Raw genomic sequence first — 15,944 nt, forward strand, 5'->3', positions numbered from 1 at the left:
TACTCCGGCGGCAGATAGGGACAATATGCGGCCTGACTACGCGATTTCCATCACCCTAGCGGATTGCTGCGTTCAGATGGCGTTAGCAGTACGGATCGCTTGATCTTCATTCGCTCCAGGACAGCCCACCCAGCATGAGCGAACCCTACCTGAGCCGCTGGCGATTGCGGCGTGATGGCGCGGCCATCCAGACGCCCCATGCCCAGCTCTGGCCGGTACTGACCACCGCCGGCGAGCCAGCGATGCTCAAGGTCAGCAGCGAAGCCGAGGAGCAGAACAGCCATCGCCTGCTGCGCTGGTGGAACGGCGACGGCGCCGCCCGGCTGCTGGCCCACGAGGGCCCGGCAATCCTGATCGAGCGCGCCCGCGGCAACTCGTTGCGGCAACGCTCGATCGACGGCGACGATGACGCCTGCACCACCATCCTGTGCCAGGTCCTGCAACGGCTGCACCGGCCACGGAGCGCACCGCCAGCGGAACTGGTCTGCCTGCGCACATGGTTCGCGGACCTGTTGCAGCCAAGGGCGATGCTGCCACCACTGCTGGAACAGTGCAGATCACTGGCGGCGGCATTGTTGCAGGAGGAGCAGGAGATCCGGCCACTGCACGGCGACCTGCACCACGACAACGTGCTCGATTTCGGTGCGCGCGGTTGGTTGGCGATCGATCCGAAGCGATTGATCGGCGACCGTGCGTTCGATTACACGACGTTGTTCAGCAATCCGGACCTGTGCGGGCCGGGCATCCACGTTGCGACACAGCCAGAGCGGTTTGCGGCGCGGCTGGAACAGGTCACCGCGCTGACAGGGATCGAGCGGCGCAGGCTGCTGCGCTGGATCGCATCCAGCGCAGGGCTGTCAGCGGTGTGGTTCCGCGATGACGGCGATCCCGCCGATATCGACGAAGCGGTGGCGCAGATGGCGTTGCAGGCGCTGGCGGAGGGGTGACCTCCGCGCCTGGTAGGTGCCCACCTTGGTGGGCACACTCCATCCGGGATCATTGCGCCGGGACGAACAGCAGCCGAGCATGGGCCCGGCTCTACAGGTTTCTGCTTTGGCAGGTACCCACCTTGGTGGGCACACCGGGTCCGGAATCGATGTGCCCGGACGAAAATCGGCAGCCGGTCAGGCCTTTTCCATCGTGCACAGCAGCGGGTGCTGGTTCATGCGCGAGTACTCGTTGACCTGGGCGACCTTGGTCTCGGCCACTTCGCGGGTGAACACCCCGCACACGCCGCGGCCGCGGGTATGGACGTGCAGCATCACCTGCGTGGCCTTGTCCAGGTCCATGGTGAAGAACTGCTGCAGCACGTCCACCACGAAATCCATCGGGGTGTAGTCGTCATTGAGCAGCATCACCTGGTAGAACGGCGGCGGCGCCACTTCCGGGCGCGCGGGTTCCACGGCAACGCCGTGCTCGTGATGGGAATCGGGGGAAGACTCGCGGGGCATCTGCTCATTATAGAGGCTCGAGCGGGCCTGCGTCGGCCCGCCGCAGATTGGACGGCACGCACGGCCGCCGTCACAATTGCATCCTCTCTCAATACTGCTTCACAGGATCTTCATGAAAAGGACCCTTCTCCCCGCCCTGCTGATCGCCCTGGCTGCCGCCGGCTCTGCCGCCGCCGCGCCGGAGGGCGACAAGGCCGTGGCCCGCAACCTGGACAAGCTGGGTTACACCTATGAGGTCGACGAAGACGGCGACTACCGCATGGTGTTCGACGTCGAAGGCGATCGTACCCAGATGGTCTACGTGCGTTCGTCGGTGGAGGACTTCGGCACCCACAACATCCGCGAGATCTGGTCGCCGGCCTACAGCGCCAAGACCAAGCAGTTCCCGGTGGCCGTGGCCAACCGTCTGCTGGAAGACTCGCAGGACGCCAAGATGGGTGGCTGGGTGAAGCAGGACACCACCGCCATGTTCGTGGTCAAGATCGACGCCGATGCCACTGCCGACCAGCTCAGCGACGCCATCGATGCGGCCATCCGCACCGCCGACGCCATGGAGCTGGAACTGACCAAGAAGGACGAGTTCTGAGTTGAACGCCACGCCGGACCCGCGCTGGGCACCGCACGCCACTGTCGCCACCGTGGTGGTCGACGGCGGCCGCGTGCTGCTGGTTGAAGAAACCATCGACGGCCGCGCGGTGCTGAACCAGCCGGCCGGCCACCTCGAGCCGGGCGAAAGCCTGGCCGAGGCGGCACTGCGCGAGACCCGCGAGGAAACCGGCTGGACCGTACAGCTGACCCACTTCATCGGCTGCTACCAGTGGACCGCAGGCGACGGCACCACCTTCCTGCGCTTCTGCTATGCGGCGCGCCCGGTCTCGCACGACCCGGCGCAGCCACTGGACACCGGCATCGACCGCGCGCTGTGGCTGAGCCCGGGCGAGCTGCAGGCCGCCGGCGAGCGCCTGCGCAGCCCGCTGGTCTGGCAGGTGGTGGCCGACTACCTGGGCGGCCAGCGCCATCCGCTTTCGTTGGTCAGGGAGGTCGCATGAGCACTCCGCGCGTAATGGTCGGCGTCTCCGGTGGCGTCGATTCCTCGGTGGCTGCCTGGCGGCTGGTGCAGCAGGGTGAGGCGGTGGCCGGCCTGTTCATGCAGAACTGGGCTGACGACGGCACCGGCGATTGCCGCGCCGAGGACGACCGCCGTGATGCGGTGGCCGTCTGCGGCCTGCTCGGCATCCCATTTCACTTCCGCGATTTCTCCAACGAGTACTGGCAGGGCGTGTTCGAGCACTTCCTGGCCGAGTATGCCGCCGGTCGCACCCCGAACCCGGACGTGCTGTGCAACCGCGAGGTGAAATTCAAGCACTTCCTGGATGCCGCCCGCGAGCTGGGCGCCGAGCGCATCGCCACCGGCCACTACGCGCGGGTGACCCAGCGCGACCACCAGTGGCTGCTGCTGCGTGGCGCCGACCGCTCCAAGGACCAGAGCTACTTCCTGCACCAGCTGGGCCAGGAACAGCTGGCGGCCACCCTGTTCCCGATCGGCGACCTGGAAAAGACCGACCTGCGCCGGATCGCGCGTGACGTCAGCCTGCCGACCCACGCCAAGAAGGACTCCACCGGCATCTGCTTCATCGGCGAGCGCGACTTCCGCGAGTTCCTCGGGCGCTACCTGCCGGCCAAGCCCGGGCAGATACTGGACCCCGCCGACGGCAGTGTGATCGCCGAGCACCCAGGCGTCTTCTATTTCACCCTGGGCCAGCGCGAGGGCCTGAACATCGGCGGCGTGCGTGGCCGCCCTGCGGCGCCGTGGTACGTGGTTGGCAAGGATGTTGCCAGCAACGTGCTGTACGTCGACCAGGACCGCGACAGCAAGTGGATGCTGTCCAACCGCCTGCGCTCGGAGGCCGCGCACTGGATTGCCGGCGCACCGCCGGCACGGCGCTTCGAGTGCACCGCGCAGACCCGCTACCGCCAGCCCGACGAGCCGTGTACGGTCGAGGTGCTGGACGATGGCAGCGTGCTGGTCACCTTCGCCCGCCCGCAGCGCGCCGTCACCCCTGGCCAGTCGCTGGTGCTGTATGACGGCGACGTGTGCCTGGGTGGCGCAGTGATCGCCGCCACCGATGCGCCGCTTGAGCAGCGCCTGCGCACCACCCCTTCCCCTTTTGAGGTAATCGCTGCATGAGTTTCACTGTCGACGACCGCGTTCTGGCTTTGGCCGGCATTGCCCAGGCCCTGCAGCAGGTACGCCGTATCGCCGATACCGGCCATTCCGACGCCGCCGCCGTTCGCACCGCCGTGGAGAGCGTGTTCCGCGTCGATGCGTCCTCGCCGCAGGAGGTGTTCGGTGACCGTCATGCACTGAAGGCCGGCCTGCGCCTGCTGCACAACTACTTCCGCAGCCAGGGCCAGGACCCGATCCTGCCCAAGCTGGCCTTGTCAGTGCTGCAGCTGGAGCGCCGCTTCGTGCAGGAAGGCGAGACCGTGAACAAGGTCGCTTCGGGGATCGAGCGCGCCCAGCGCCAGGCGGCCGAACTGGGCGACAGCGCTCACCCGGACGTGCTGGCCAACCTGGGCGGCTTGTACGCCGACACCATCAGCCACCTCAAGCCGCGGGTGATGGTCCAGGGCAATCCGCACTATCTGGGCCAGGCCGGCGTGGTCGCCGAGATCCGCGCCCTGCTGCTGGCCGCCGTGCGCTCTGCGGTGCTCTGGCGCCAGCTGGGTGGCAGCTACTGGGACTTCCTGTTCAGCCGCAAGGCGATGATCGAGGCCGTGGACCGCCAGCTGGCCTGAGCAATGGGGGCGGATCCCTTTCCGGCACGGAAAGGGCTCTGACCCCGAACACCCCGGCAGCGCCGGAAAACCGGCGCATTCAGAATGCACTTCGAGGCATATCGACGTTAAAGAGAAAGGGGGTACGGCCGATACATCCTCCGTGCACCTCCCGAGAACGTCCATGTACTCACGCATTTTCATCCGTCTGGCCGCCCCCCTGGCTCTGACCCTGCTGCTCCCCTTCGCCATCGGTTTCGAATGGCCGGCCGCCCTGCGCTGGGCGATCCTGACCACGATGACGCTGAGCTGGCTCGGCTTTGCGTGGTGGACCACCCGCGCCCAGGCGCACCGTTCCCCGGAACACGCCCGTGTCCTGCGTGAGCAGGACCAGCTGCTGACCGAGCTGCGCAACTTCGTCGGCAACGAGATCGACGGTTCACGTGGCGAAGTGGAACGCGCCCGTGACCTGATCCGCCAGGCGGTTTCCAGCCTGGGCGGCAGCTTCGATGCGATGAACCGCAAGTCGCGCCAGCAGAGCCAGGCCCTGTCGCGCATCGTCGACCGCGCCGGTGATGAAGGCAATGCCGGCCTCGACGTTGCCCGTTTTGCCCAGCACGCCAGCAACCGCATGGAACAGCTGGTGGAAGCGCTGGAACAGGTAAGCGGCCAGAGCAGTACCACCGTGCAGCACATCGATCAGATGGCGCAGCACCTGGATGGCATCTTCGCGCTGCTGGAAGACGTCAAGTCGATTGCCGACCAGACCAACCTGCTGGCGCTGAACGCCGCCATCGAAGCCGCGCGTGCCGGTGAAGCCGGTCGTGGTTTCGCCGTGGTGGCCGACGAAGTACGCAACCTGTCCGAGCGCTCGACGACCTTCAACGAGCAGATCCGCAAGCTGGCGCACAGCTCCAAGGACGCCATCGCCAAGGTGCGCGAGACGGTCTCGCACATGGCCTCGCGTGACATGGACCGCTCCCGTGAAGCCCGCCAGGAAGCGGCCGCGATGCTCGACAACGTGGCGCAGATCAATGCATCGCTGGGCGATGGCATGCGCGAAGTCTCCGACTGCGCCCGTTCGATCGATGGCAGCGTGGCTGAAGCCGTGCGCGCCCTGCAGTTCGAAGACATCGCCACCCAGGCGCTGGGCGGCGTACACACCCACCTGGACCGCCTGACCGCGATCAACCGCGAAGCAGTGGCCCTGCAGGAACTGCTGCACCGCAATGGCGGCGTGTTCGACGAAGAGATCGCCACCGCCCTGCAGCGCACCGGCAGCCGCCTGCGTGAACTGCGCAGCGAATGGGAACGCCCGCCGCACAAGCCGGTCGCCCAGCAGAGCATGGGCGCTGGCACCGTCGAGCTGTTCTGATCCTGATGTCCGCTGCCGCTGCCGGCAGCCCGCAAGGCCCCGGTTCGTCCGGGGCCTTTGCCTGTAATCCGCCGTTGGATGCATCCTGTACGCGCACCATGACCGCTATCCGCGCCCTGCCCTCCCTTGCCAACAACGACCGCCCGCGCAACGCGAGCGCACGTGAGCAGCTGCAGCAGCTGGAAGAGGTGGCACGTGAGGAGATCCGCGAGCTGCAGCAGCTGGCCGATGCCCGCCCTGCCCCGTCCCGCGCGGACGACGCGCTGCTGGGTCTGGCGTGGGATCTGGGGTTGGATGGGGAGGCGCTGAAGTAGATCCACGCCCTGCGTGGATGCAACTGCACACGTGGCATGATGCGCCGTTCCCGTTCATGGAAGACAGATGGCCATCGCCCTGATCGCATTGATGCTGATGGAACTGCTGATGCTGCTCTTCTGGGCACCGGTCTTCTTCCGCACCGGCATTGTTCTGTTCAACCAGCGTATCGCCGCTTCCCCCGCCGACCTGGCCCAGCTGTCGTTGATCGGACTGGAATACGATCTTCCGACCGACAAGTGGCCGAGCCTCGTGTTCCGAGTGCTGCCCGACGGCACCGTTGCGTTCCGCGAGAGCTTCGCGCCGGGCTTTGGTGGCCGCTACTTTCCGCTGATGCACGGCCAGCTGGTGGTCGACAAACGACGCCGCGAAGTGCGTGTGATCGGGCGATGCAGCAGCTTTGCGCTGGCCCTGACCTTGCTGGTGCTACCGATCATTCTGGTGCGCCCGGTGGCGTGGCCGATGCTGGGCTCTCTGCTGGTGTTCCATATAGGCCATCGCATCCAGCTGCGACGCTATGCCGAGGTCGTCGAAGCGGTGCGCGCGCGGGTGCGGTTGGAGTTCCCGAGGCGGTTTGTTGACCCAGGACGCTAGATCCACGCCATGCGTGGATGATCGCTATGCGGTGCTCGATGGGGTATCTGAGGCACCCTTGCCATGCCGACTGAGAACACCTGAGACTATTCCCGCACCGATCGCACCGAAGCCGAAAGCGATGACATTTCTGACGGTCGATACGAGCAGCACGAAATTCAGTTGCCATGCAGTGGGAGGCAACCAATTGGAAATGTCTTGCAGCCGATCAGACAGAAGCTCGAAGCTCAGATAGTTCACGCTTGCACTGAGCACCAGGAGGCTTCCAAACACACATTTTGAATGATCGCCATGTACGTTTCTTCTGCAGAAGAGGTAGAAGACCAAGCAGAAGTTGATCACCAGTGACGCAATGGCGCTAGCGAAACTCCCATCACCCGTGATGAAACGTGCCTCCGGCAGCCGCGTCTGAAGCTCACTGAGTCCACCCCAAGTGCCGAGTGCGATGACAACGAATATCTCGAACATGCGCATGTCGCTAGTTCGGGAAGGATCGTCGATCCATTCCCGGAGACGAACAGGGAACGTCTTCAGGCTGAAATCCTTGCTCGATCCGGTGCTGAAGTGATGCGCAATTGAGGAATCATCCGCTCAGCGCACCTGCGCCACTTCCCCACTGGCATCGGTACGCAAGGAAACCGGCAGTGGCTGCCGCAGCCACTGCGCCAGGTCACGGGGGCTCAACGGTCGCGAATACAGATAGCCCTGGATCTCGTCGCAGCCCTGGCGCCGCAGCATGTCTTCTTCCTGGTGCGTTTCCACGCCTTCGGCCACCACCTTCATGCCCAATGCGTGGCCCAGGTGCACGATGGCCTGGGTCACCTCGGCTGTGCCCGAATCATGCAGCATGCCCTGCACGAAACTGCGGTCGATCTTCAGGCGCCCCACCGGGAAACGGTTGAGGTAGTTCAGATTGGAGAAGCCGGTTCCAAAGTCATCCACCGCCAGTGGCACGCCGTGCCGTTCCAGCACGTCGAAGCAGTGGCGCAGAATGTCGGTGTCACGGATCAACGCCGACTCGGTCAGCTCGAGCTCCAGCCGCTGCGGCGGCCAGCCGTGGGCGTGGCAGATCTCGATCACCCGCTCAGCAAAACCGCGATCACGCAGCTGCACTGCCGACACATTGACTGCGATGCGGTCAAAACACAGGCCAGCCCGGTCCCAGGCGATTGCCTGCCGACAGGCTTCGTTCAGCACCCAGTCGCCGATGCGCACGATCTCGCCGCACTTCTCTGCAATCGGAATGAATTCGGCCGGGCTGCAGTAGCCGATGCCGGGCCGATGCCAGCGCAACAGTGCCTCGATCGCCGGCGGTTCGCCATGATGCGCATGCAGCAGCGGCTGGTAGGCCAGGCTGAACTCTTCGCGTTCGATCGCGCCATGCAGCGCGTGCTCAAGCTCGAGCCGACGCTGGATACGCGCCAGCGCGTCCTGGCTGTAGTACTGGTAGGTATTCCGCCCTGCTTCCTTGGCCGCATACATCGCAGCATCAGCCGCCCGCAGCAGCGAATCGAAATCGGTCTGTGCCTCACCGAGCATGGCGATACCGACGCTGGCACCCACTTTCAGCGTGGTCTCGCCACGGCGAAGCGGCTCGGCCAGCGAAGCGATCAACTTGCGTGCCACGTGTCCGGCGTCTTCCGGCTCGGCCAGGTCGCGCAGCACCACGATGAACTCGTCGCCACTGAAGCGGCCGAACAGATCGTTGTTGCGCAGATTCTGGTGAAGCCGCGTGGCCGCCGCCTTCAGCAGTGCATCGCCGGTAGCGTGGCCAAAGCTGTCGTTGATGGTCTTGAAGCCGTCCAGATCGATGAACAGCATCGCCAGCGAGGTGCCGCGGTCGCGCGCTTCCTCGATGGCTTCAGCGGTCTGCTCGCCCAGCAGCACTCGATTGGGCAGGCCGGTCAGCAGATCGTAGTGGGCCAGCAGCTCGATGCGCTCGTTGGCTTCGCGCTCGCGGGTGATGTCACGGAACAGGACCACGAAGCGCGGCGGCAGGCCATCGCGGCGATCCAGCTCGATCAGCACCTGCACCCACACGCGCAAACCGGACTGGCGGTAGAAGCACAGATCCAGCTGTTCGGGGAGACCGCCGCCGGCAATCCGGACCAGTGCAGTCTCGAAGGCGCTGCGCGAATCTTCGGTGTACAGCGCCAGTGCCTGGTCCAGCGTGATCGGTTCCTTGCGCAGTCCGTGGATGCGGTAGCACTCCTCGGTCCACTGCATGTGCCGGGTCTGCACCTCGATCTCGCAACCACCGATGCGGCCCAGTGCGGAGACACGGTTGAGCAGTTCGGTACGCCAGCGGATCAGCGCGTCGGTCTGGTGCTGCTCGGTGATGTTCTGCACCTGGCCCAGCAGGCGCTTGGGCTGGCCATCGGTGTCCAGCAGCGGCTGCATCCACAGCCGCAGGTGCTGCGAGGGCTCGGTGCCCCGGGTCAGTTCCAGCTCGATGTTGGCTGCGCGGCCATCGCGCCATACACGCCGCCAGGCGGCACGCAGCGCACCGCGCGAGCGTGGATGCAGCTGTTTCAACCAGCGCCGCTGGCCGGGCACGCTGCCCTGCTCCAGTGCCAGCAGTGAACGCAGCTCCGGCGACCACCAGAACGCGCCGCTGCCGGGGTCGAACGACCAGCTGCCCATGCTGGCGATGCGCTGGGCCTCGCTCAGGTGCAGCTGCTGCTCCTGCAGCAGGCCTTCCAGCTGCTTCTGCTGCTCGATATCGGTATGGGTGCCGACCATCCGCAGTGGCTGGCCGTCGGCGGTGCGCGCGACCACACGACCGCGATCAAGTACCCAGCGCCATTGGCCATCGGCCTGGCGGAACCGGAACTGGGCGCTGTACTGCTCGCTCAGGCCGCGCAGGTGCTGGTCCAGCGCGACACGTACCTGGCCGATGTCTTCGCTGTGTACGCGGGTCAGTATTTCAGTGGCGGTTTCATCACTCAGCGCCGGCGTGCGGACTACGCGGTCGCTGGGAATGTCCCAGTCCCACAAGCTGTGGCCGGCACTGTCCAAGGCCAGTTCCCAGCGCCCGCCACCATCAACCGGCACCGGCTCCGGAATGCTCAGCGTGAAGGCCAGCAGATTGCCGGCGCCATCATGTACGGCGCGCAGGTGGCCATCGTAGTGACCACGCGGGCCGCCAGGCAGCGTGCAGGCCACGATGCCGCCATCGGCCGCCAACAGGCGCAGATCTTCCAGCATCGGTGCGTACGCAGCCACGGTCGCCGGCAGGCCATGCTCGCGCGCAGCCGGATTGGCCGCCAGCGGGCGGCCCGTGCGGTCGACAATGACCAGCGCCGACGCAAGCGGGTGCTGCAGCAGGCTGGCGATGATCCCTTGGTCCACGCGATCTTGCTCCGGATGACACGCCCGTCAGCGGGGCACGCAGTGGTTAACGGCGCCTGCGCCGGATAATTGAGTGGCCAGGGCACACCTGCGCGGTAAGATGACCGGCGCCCCTTTTCACCCACCCCGTCCATGCCCGCAGAACCGACCGGCAACGCCCCTGTTCCCGACCCGCGGATGGCGCAGGCGTTGAGCCGTGACCGCCGGCGGGTGGTTCTGAGCTACCTGGCGATGGCGCTGGCATGGATGATCGCCACCGACAGCGCGGTACAGGCACTGGTGCCCGACCCACACCAGGCGGCGTTGTGGCAGGGATTGAAGGGCTCGTTCTTCGCCCTGGCCAGCGCTGGCCTGCTGTACCTGCTGCTGCGCCCGCTGGCCGAGCACGTGCTGCATACCCACGCCCGCCAGCAGGCTTCCGAACTGCGCCTGCGGCAGATGTTCGAAGGCAACCCCGGCCCGATCCTGGTCTACGACCTGGATACGTTGGCGATCCTCGATGCCAACCCGGCCGCCTGCAGCACCTTCGGCTGGGAACGTGATGAACTGCTGGAGCAGACCATCGATGCGCTGTGGCCACCGGGCCAGGACCAGGCGCTGCAGACCAAGCTGGAGGCGATCCGCGAGGCGCCCGAGGAGCTGTGCATCCTGCGTACGCAGCTGCAGCTGCGCGACGGCAGCCTGCGGCAGATGGAACTGCGCTCGAACGCGATCAGCTACGACGGACACAATGCCCGCCTGTTGATCGCCATCGATCGCACCGCCGAGGACCTGGCGCAGCTGCGCCGCGACCAGGCGCTGGCACGGGTCGAGGAAGCGCATGAGCTGGCCCGCATCGGTGCCTGGGAGCTGGACCCGTCCAGCGGACAGGGCCGCTATTCCAACCAGGTCTATCGCCTGCTCGGCCGACGCCCGCCCGAAGCCCGTCGCTGGCACCGTTTCGATGAACTGCTGGTGCCGGCCGACCCGGCCACCGCGTCACAGACCGAGCAGCTGCTGGCCGAGCTGTGCTCAGGCGAGCCGGTACAGGTGGACGTGCTGCTGCCACTGCTGGCGATGGACGGTCATGCACTGATGGTGCACCTGCGCGCCGCCAGTGGCACCGATGAAGCCGGCCGCAACCGTGTGCTCGGCACCCTGCAGGACGTAACCGAGCGCGAACAGTCACGCCGCCTGCTGCGTGAGCGCGAAGAGCAGTTCCGCGAGCTGGTGCGGGTACTGCCCGATGGCGTGGTGATCCTTTCCGACGAGCATGTGCTGTATGCCAATGCCTGGGCAGCAGGCCTGTTCGGTTATGGCAGCCACACCCTGCTCGGCGAGCCGCTGTCGGCGCTGGTTGCCGCCACCGATCTGGTGCGCGTGCGCGCCCAGCTGCGCGCCGGCCAGCCTCACCTGGGCCCTGGCCACAGCAGCGTGGTGGCAATGCAGCGCGCGGACGGCCGCCGCTTCCATGCCGGATTGGCGGTGGGCGAAGTGCGCTATGGCGGCCGCGACTGCAAGCTGCTGATCGTGCGCGACCTGAGCGATTCGGAGCGCACCCGCGCCGCGCTGGAAACCAGCAACCGCGAGCTGCAGGCGATGGCCGGGCGCCTGTTCTCCCTGCAGGAGGATGAGCGCCGTGCGATCTCGCGCGACCTGCACGATGACATCGGCCAGGCCATCACCGCGATCAAGCTGTCCGCCCATGCTGCGCAGGACGAGCATGATCCGCAGCGCCGCGCCGAGGACCTGGCGCAGATCGTCAGCCTCGCCGACACCACCGTGTCCAAGCTGCGCGACATTTCCACCCTGCTGCGGCCGCCACAGCTGGACGCACTGGGCCTGGAGGCCGCGCTGAGCTGGCAGGCACGGGTGCTGTTCCGCTCCTCGCCAGTGGAATTGCTGGCCGAGATCGAGCCCCTGCCACAGCGTCCCGACAACAGCATCGAGCAGGCCTGCTTCCGCATCGCCCAGGAAAGCCTGACCAATGCCCTGCGCCATGCCCGCGCCAGCCAGGTCCTGCTGCAGCTGCGCGACGTCGGCCAGCGTAGCCTGCACCTGCAGATCCGCGATGATGGCGAGGGTTTCGACCCGGACGGTCCGCGCGGGCTCGGCCTGATCGTGATGCGCGAACGCGCACAGAGCGTCGGCGGGCATGTGCGGATCGAGTCCGCGCACGGTGAAGGCACCCTGATCGACGTCCACCTCCCCTACCAGGCGGCCAGCACGGCCGCCATCGAGTCACCGGAATACTGAGCCTATGTGGAATCCCAACCAGCCGCCGGTCAGCATCGATGATGCCCCCGACCGCCTCGGCGCCGGCAACCCCGAACTGCAGGTGATGGTCGCCGAAGCGGCCTCCGGCGGTACCCCGCTGATGTTGATGCACGTGGACATCGACCACTTCGCATCGGTCAACGAGAACATGAGCGCCGAGGTGGGTGACCAGGCACTGGTGCTGGTGGCACAACGGCTGCAGTCCTACCTGCGCGGTCGCGGCAAGCTGTGGCGCCACGGCAGCGACGAGTTGCTGATCGCCGTTCCGCGCACCGCCGAGGTGCCGCTGCCAGAGGACTTCGCCGAGGAAATCCGCCAGCAGATGGAGCTTCCGCTGTCGGTGCTGCCGTACACGCTGTTCATGACCGGCAAGCTGGGGGTGAGCCTGTGCCCGGAACATGCCAGCAGCACCTCGCGCCTGCTCGACCACGCCGAGGACGCCCTGTACCAGGCTGCCCGCGAAGGGGGCAACGCCGTGCGCATCCACGCCGTGGACACGCCGCCGAGCGCGCACAGTGAAAGCATCATCGCGCGGCAGATCGTCGATGCCATTCCCAACGGCGAGCTGAAGCTGCGCTACCAGCCACTGGTCAGTGCCCGCGACGGCCACGTGGTGGGCATGGAAGCGCTGCTGCGCTGGCAGTCGCCGACGCTGGGCATGCTGGTGCCGGAACGCTTCATGCGCACCGCTGAGCGGCTGGGTATCATCGTGCAGATCGGCACCTGGGTACTGGAAGGAGCACTGAAGCAGGCGCGTCTGTGGCGCGACCAGGGCTTCGACGACTTCACCATCGCGGTGAACGTATCGACCCTGCAGCTGCTGCGGCCGAACTTTTTTGCCGAAGTGATGGGGGTGATCCAGGCCTCGGGCGTGCCGGCGCAGATGCTGACGCTGGAAATCAACGAAAGCGCACTGACCAACAACGTCAACTTCGTCCACGAGACGCTGGCCAACCTGCGCAACGAAGGCATCAGCCTGAGCCTGGACAACTTCGGCACCGGCGACTCCAGCCTGAGCGCACTGGTGCGCTACCCGGTGGACAAGCTGAAGATCGATCGCAGCTTCATCAAGAGCGCACCGGCCGGCAACCGCGAGGCCGCCATCGCCCGCGCGATCATCGCGATGGGTCACCAGCTGGGCATGACGGTGATTGCCAACGGCGTGGAGTCGCAGGCGCAGCTGGGCTTCCTGCGGCGCAACGATTGCGATGTGTTCCAGGGCTATCTGTTCGGCGAGCCGATGTCGGCCGATGCCGCCGGCATGACCCTGCGCCGTCGCTACCTGCGCCCGGAAGCGTTCGCCGAAACGCGGCCAGACCGCACGCTGTTGCTGCTGGACGACGAAGAAAACGTGCTGCGCTCGCTGGTGCGCCTGTTCCGTCGTGATGGTTACCGCATCCTGGCGGCCGGCAACGTGCGCGATGCCTTCGACCTGCTGGCGATCAATGACGTGCAGGTGATCCTGTCCGACCAGCGCATGAGCGACATGAGCGGCACCGAGTTCCTGGGCCGGGTGAAGATGCTGTACCCGGACACGATCCGCCTGGTGCTGTCCGGCTACACCGATCTGAACACCGTGACCGATGCGATCAACCGCGGCGCGATCTACCGGTTCCTGACCAAGCCGTGGAACGACGACGAGCTGCGCAAGCACATCCACCAGGCGTTCCGCACCTACGAGGAGCAGCGCCGCAGCAATGCCGGGCCGGTGCCGGCCGAACCGGCCGATGGTGGCGAGGATCGCCCGTTGCGGTAACGACCCCCTCTGGTAGAGCCGGCCGCTGGCCGGCTGCTCTGGATGTCGGGTTCAATGAGGTTGCCGGCCAGCGGCCGGCACTACCATAAGCGGTCAGCGCGGCTGCTTGATCGGCAGCACCACGCGGAAACGCGAACCCACGCCCGGGGTACTGTCCAGGTCGATGCGTCCGTGGTGCTTGTTGATGATGCTGTAGGAAATCGACAGGCCCAGGCCGGTACCGCTGCCCACGGGTTTGGTGGTGAAGAACGGATCGAAGATGCGCTGGCGCAGTTCCGGCGAGATGCCGCCACCGGTGTCCTCGAACTCGACCCACACGTGGTCGCCATCGACGCCGGTGCGCACGGTGATGGTGCCGCGCTCGGCAATGGCGTGGCCCGCGTTGAGCAGCAGGTTCATGTAGACCTGGTTCAACTCCGACGGCAGGCACTCCACCAGCGGCAGCTGGCCGAACTCGCGCACCAGGTGCACCTTGTACTTGAGTTCGTTCCAGATGATGTTGATGGTCGATTCCAGGCCGGAATGCAGGTCGACCAGCTTCCACGATTCATCGCGGCCGGAGTACGAGAAGTCCTTCAGGTCGCGCACGATGCGGGTGACCCGCTCGATGCCCTCGCGTGATTCGGCCATCAGCTGCGGCAGGTCGCGGCTGATGAAATCGATGTCCAGGCGGTCACGGATATCGTCGATTTCCGGGATCAGCGCCTTCGGGTCCGGCGCACGCAATGCGCGCTCATAGGCTTCGATGACGGTGAACAGGCTGCGCAGGTACTCCTGCAGGCTGCCCAGGTTGGAGTGCACGTAACCGATCGGGTTGTTGATCTCGTGTGCAACGCCGGCGGCGAGCTGGCCGATCGAGGCCATCTTCTCCGACTGAAGCAACTTTTCCTGGGTGCCGTTCAGGCGCAGATAGGCCTGGCGCAGCTCGGCATGCCGCTGCTGCAGCTCGCGCTCGTAGTCTTCCTGCCCTTCAATGTGGCGGAACAGGGCCAGGAAATGCCCCTGGCCGACCGGGCCGTGATAGTAGAGGTGGGCAATGACCACGCCCTCGCCCAGCGGCAGGCTGCCATTCCAATGGCCGTGCTGGCGCGCCTGCTCCAGCGCATCGGGCGGCAGCAGTTCGCGCAGGCGCTGCGGCGGCGGCAAGGCGCCATCCTCACCACTGGCGAGCAGGTTCTGGGCGGCCGGGTTGGCCAGGGCCACCTGCCCGTCTTCGGTGAACAGCAGCAGGCCTTCGCGCAGGCGCTCAAGCAATGCCTGCAGCACCGGCTGCGGCGGAAGGGGGGCGGTAACCAGGGCGTTGGCAGCGGACACGGCGACTCGGCACGTTCGAACAGGCGCCCAATATACGCGGTCATGCAGCGGGCTTCAGCCCGCCGGAATGGGTTGTGCGACCGCCGTCGCGTCAGGCGACGGCGAGTGGGCGGCGCGCAGTGACCGTATGCGACTGGCCCTTGGCATCATAGGAGGAGGAGGCCTCGGTACGCCCGAGCTGGCGCAGCGCCCAATCGACCTCGCGGCGCCGGCGCGACAGCAGCACGCCATTGGCTCGGTTGCGTTCGGCCAGTTCCTGGAGGTGATCCCCCTCACCAAGCGGCGGCGTGCCTTCCAGTGCACGCAGCGCCTCCAGCTTGGCACCGGTCGCCCGGATCAGCGCGTGTACGTCATGATCGACCAGCGCCTGACGTTCAACGTCAAGCGCCTGGGCCAGCCGCTGCAGTTGTTCGCTCATCGGCGCGATCATCCGTGCAGCTGCTGATCCAGCTCAAGCATGCGCGATGCGATCGCGTCCGGATTGATCTTGTAGGTGCCGTTCTGCAGCGATTCGCGCACGGCCGCCACGCGCTGGGCGTCGATCGCCGGTGCGGTGGTCAGCTCACGCTCGATGGCCTGCAGATTGGTGGCCTCGCCGGTCAGGCGCAGGCTATCGGCCGCCTCGACCGGGCGGGTCGGCGCATCGCTGCTGACGCCGGGCTTGTTGGCCGGGGTCGTCACGCTGCGCAGTGCCTGGGGGACCTGCAGGTTGCCGTCGATTTTCTGGCTCATGGGGTGTCCTGGAGTTGCCGTA

The 15,944-nt window shown here is 66.3% G+C and carries 16 protein-coding genes; 10 read left to right on the top strand and 6 right to left on the bottom strand.

The genetic code is table 11. From position 1 onward, the window contains the following. Positions 1-134: 134 nt before the first annotated feature. Positions 135-947: an APH(6) family putative aminoglycoside O-phosphotransferase gene (locus AC13GA_RS18705; protein WP_337302483.1), complete on the top strand. Its 813-nt coding sequence runs from the start codon at positions 135-137 to the stop codon at positions 945-947. A 177-nt stretch (positions 948-1,124) separates the two neighbouring features. On the opposite strand, the gene clpS is transcribed toward AC13GA_RS18705, so the two are convergent. Next, the gene (gene clpS, locus AC13GA_RS18710) at positions 1,125-1,451 is read right to left on the bottom strand and encodes an ATP-dependent Clp protease adapter ClpS (protein WP_006366596.1); all 327 of its coding nucleotides are present in this window, start codon (positions 1,449-1,451) and stop codon (positions 1,125-1,127) included. Between the two features lie 112 nt (positions 1,452-1,563). Between clpS and AC13GA_RS18715 the strand changes: the two genes are divergently transcribed. The 7 genes from AC13GA_RS18715 to AC13GA_RS18745 all read left to right on the top strand — a co-directional run bounded on the left by AC13GA_RS18715 (position 1,564) and on the right by AC13GA_RS18745 (position 6,513). Then, complete coding sequence (locus AC13GA_RS18715; RefSeq protein WP_136638996.1) at positions 1,564-2,037, top strand: hypothetical protein; 474 nt, start codon at positions 1,564-1,566, stop codon at positions 2,035-2,037. Position 2,038: 1 nt separating this feature from the next. Beyond that, a complete protein-coding gene (locus AC13GA_RS18720) occupies positions 2,039-2,500 on the top strand; it encodes an NUDIX hydrolase (protein WP_046982908.1) in 462 nt (153 codons plus the stop codon). Continuing rightward, positions 2,497-3,639, top strand: coding sequence for a tRNA 2-thiouridine(34) synthase MnmA (mnmA, locus tag AC13GA_RS18725; protein WP_482998747.1), 1,143 nt, complete (start codon positions 2,497-2,499; stop codon positions 3,637-3,639). The genes AC13GA_RS18720 and mnmA overlap by 4 nt, the downstream gene beginning before the upstream one ends. Beyond that, the gene (hflD, locus tag AC13GA_RS18730; protein WP_046982906.1) at positions 3,636-4,250 is read left to right on the top strand and encodes a high frequency lysogenization protein HflD; all 615 of its coding nucleotides are present in this window, start codon (positions 3,636-3,638) and stop codon (positions 4,248-4,250) included. The genes mnmA and hflD overlap by 4 nt, the downstream gene beginning before the upstream one ends. 163 nt (positions 4,251-4,413) lie before the next feature. Continuing rightward, a complete protein-coding gene (locus AC13GA_RS18735) occupies positions 4,414-5,604 on the top strand; it encodes a methyl-accepting chemotaxis protein (RefSeq protein WP_121503221.1) in 1,191 nt (396 codons plus the stop codon). Positions 5,605-5,702: 98 nt separating this feature from the next. Next, positions 5,703-5,918 (top strand): hypothetical protein, encoded by a 216-nt coding sequence (locus tag AC13GA_RS18740; protein ID WP_046982905.1) that lies wholly within the window; start codon positions 5,703-5,705, stop codon positions 5,916-5,918. A 67-nt stretch (positions 5,919-5,985) separates the two neighbouring features. After that, positions 5,986-6,513 carry a hypothetical protein gene (locus AC13GA_RS18745; protein WP_046982904.1) on the top strand — a complete coding sequence of 176 codons (528 nt, stop codon included), beginning with the start codon at positions 5,986-5,988 and terminating at the stop codon, positions 6,511-6,513. Between the two features lie 24 nt (positions 6,514-6,537). Here the strand turns inward: AC13GA_RS18745 and AC13GA_RS18750 are convergent, their stop codons facing one another. Both AC13GA_RS18750 and AC13GA_RS18755 read right to left on the bottom strand, forming a co-directional pair. After that, the gene (locus tag AC13GA_RS18750) at positions 6,538-6,987 is read right to left on the bottom strand and encodes a hypothetical protein (RefSeq protein ID WP_482998748.1); all 450 of its coding nucleotides are present in this window, start codon (positions 6,985-6,987) and stop codon (positions 6,538-6,540) included. Between the two features lie 117 nt (positions 6,988-7,104). Continuing rightward, complete coding sequence (locus AC13GA_RS18755) at positions 7,105-9,864, bottom strand: bifunctional diguanylate cyclase/phosphodiesterase (protein WP_482998749.1); 2,760 nt, start codon at positions 9,862-9,864, stop codon at positions 7,105-7,107. 132 nt (positions 9,865-9,996) lie between these two features. Here AC13GA_RS18755 and AC13GA_RS18760 point away from each other — a divergent pair, with 132 nt between their 5' ends. Beyond that, positions 9,997-12,099, top strand: a complete 2,103-nt coding sequence (locus AC13GA_RS18760) for a sensor histidine kinase (protein WP_482998750.1) — start codon at positions 9,997-9,999, stop codon at positions 12,097-12,099. 4 nt (positions 12,100-12,103) lie between these two features. Then, entirely contained in the window at positions 12,104-13,876 is a 1,773-nt protein-coding gene (locus AC13GA_RS18765) for an EAL domain-containing protein (protein ID WP_482998751.1), read from the top strand. 93 nt (positions 13,877-13,969) lie between these two features. On the opposite strand, the gene AC13GA_RS18770 is transcribed toward AC13GA_RS18765, so the two are convergent. The 3 genes from AC13GA_RS18770 to flgM form a co-directional block, all read right to left on the bottom strand. Then, positions 13,970-15,190, bottom strand: coding sequence for an ATP-binding protein (locus AC13GA_RS18770; protein WP_046982899.1), 1,221 nt, complete (start codon positions 15,188-15,190; stop codon positions 13,970-13,972). Between the two features lie 91 nt (positions 15,191-15,281). Further along, a complete protein-coding gene (locus AC13GA_RS18775) occupies positions 15,282-15,620 on the bottom strand; it encodes a flagellar protein FlgN (RefSeq protein ID WP_482998752.1) in 339 nt (112 codons plus the stop codon). Continuing rightward, positions 15,617-15,922 carry a flagellar biosynthesis anti-sigma factor FlgM gene (gene flgM / locus AC13GA_RS18780; protein WP_006366323.1) on the bottom strand — a complete coding sequence of 102 codons (306 nt, stop codon included), beginning with the start codon at positions 15,920-15,922 and terminating at the stop codon, positions 15,617-15,619. The genes AC13GA_RS18775 and flgM overlap by 4 nt, the downstream gene beginning before the upstream one ends. Positions 15,923-15,944 lie beyond the last annotated feature (22 nt).

The sequence above is a fragment of the Stenotrophomonas sp. 22DLJC03 genome, from assembly GCF_056861405.1.

Bases quoted from the DNA above. Each gene is read 5' to 3' on its own strand.
- AC13GA_RS18705 (WP_337302483.1), top strand. From the start codon at position 135: ATGAGCGAACCCTACCTGAGCCGCTGGCGATTGCGGCGTGATGGCGCG.
- clpS (WP_006366596.1), bottom strand. From the start codon at position 1,451: ATGCCCCGCGAGTCTTCCCCCGATTCCCATCACGAGCACGGCGTTGCC.
- AC13GA_RS18715 (WP_136638996.1), top strand. From the start codon at position 1,564: ATGAAAAGGACCCTTCTCCCCGCCCTGCTGATCGCCCTGGCTGCCGCC.
- mnmA (WP_482998747.1), top strand. From the start codon at position 2,497: ATGAGCACTCCGCGCGTAATGGTCGGCGTCTCCGGTGGCGTCGATTCC.
- hflD (WP_046982906.1), top strand. From the start codon at position 3,636: ATGAGTTTCACTGTCGACGACCGCGTTCTGGCTTTGGCCGGCATTGCC.
- AC13GA_RS18735 (WP_121503221.1), top strand. From the start codon at position 4,414: ATGTACTCACGCATTTTCATCCGTCTGGCCGCCCCCCTGGCTCTGACC.
- AC13GA_RS18740 (WP_046982905.1), top strand. From the start codon at position 5,703: ATGACCGCTATCCGCGCCCTGCCCTCCCTTGCCAACAACGACCGCCCG.
- AC13GA_RS18745 (WP_046982904.1), top strand. From the start codon at position 5,986: ATGGCCATCGCCCTGATCGCATTGATGCTGATGGAACTGCTGATGCTG.
- AC13GA_RS18750 (WP_482998748.1), bottom strand. From the start codon at position 6,987: ATGCGCATGTTCGAGATATTCGTTGTCATCGCACTCGGCACTTGGGGT.
- AC13GA_RS18760 (WP_482998750.1), top strand. From the start codon at position 9,997: ATGCCCGCAGAACCGACCGGCAACGCCCCTGTTCCCGACCCGCGGATG.
- AC13GA_RS18765 (WP_482998751.1), top strand. From the start codon at position 12,104: ATGTGGAATCCCAACCAGCCGCCGGTCAGCATCGATGATGCCCCCGAC.
- AC13GA_RS18775 (WP_482998752.1), bottom strand. From the start codon at position 15,620: ATGATCGCGCCGATGAGCGAACAACTGCAGCGGCTGGCCCAGGCGCTT.
- flgM (WP_006366323.1), bottom strand. From the start codon at position 15,922: ATGAGCCAGAAAATCGACGGCAACCTGCAGGTCCCCCAGGCACTGCGC.